We start from the raw sequence: 733 nt of genomic DNA, 5'->3' as shown, positions 1-733 counted from the left end.
ACGCCACCTCCCCCGAGCTCCATAGGAGCGGTCCTTATGGTAACCGCGCGGCCTCAGCCCGCGGATCGAAAGACGCCACCGCCCCCGAGCCGCATAGCGGCGGACCTTATGCTAACCGCGTGGCCTTAGCCCGCGGATCGAAAGACGCCACCGCCCCCGAGCCGCATAGCGGCGGACCTTATGCTAACCGCGTGGCCTTAGCCCGCGGATCGAAAGACGCTACATCCTCTATCCCGCGCGGGGGAAAATCAGTATAGCATATCCCATTCTAAACCGCGCGGAAACAGCGCTTATCGAAAATGTATATATCCATTACAAGCATTACGTGGGGGATATTAATGATCGGTTCCATGACGTTTCTCGCCCCACGCTGAAAAACGGGGAACGCCTCTCGTGCCTGGGGCTGAAGCCGCCAGGCCTTCCCAAAATCCGCCGCTATGCGGCTCAGGATTTCTAATTCCTACTAGGATGCAACCTAGTGCGACGAGATCGAACAGGCTTTTGGCTACGGGTAAAAACCGAAAGCAAACGATCATAATCGAACATAAAAAAGAAAGCAAAAGAAACCAAACGAAAGCAAAACCCTCGAAAATAGAAAGAAAACGAAAGTAAACAATCCCAATCGATCATTCCTCATCGAAAATAGAAAGCAAACGAACATCCGCCTTACACACCATTCCGATCTTAAACTCCCGGTTACCGGTTCCTTGGAGCCAATTCGAATCCGGAATTG

Annotated in this window: 1 protein-coding gene; it reads left to right on the top strand. The window is 52.7% G+C overall.

Annotated elements, in window-relative coordinates:
* Nucleotides 1-257, top strand: a 257-nt coding sequence (locus A3SI_RS19465; protein ID WP_009057945.1) for a hypothetical protein, incomplete at its 5' end; no start/stop codon positions are given.
* Between the last annotated feature and the right edge of the window lie 476 nt (nt 258-733).

Source organism: Nitritalea halalkaliphila LW7, assembly GCF_000265075.1.
GTDB lineage: Bacteria > Bacteroidota > Bacteroidia > Cytophagales > Cyclobacteriaceae > Nitritalea > Nitritalea halalkaliphila.
Note: the sequence above shows the minus strand (reverse complement) of the source record. Positions and strands in the feature narration are given on the sequence as shown.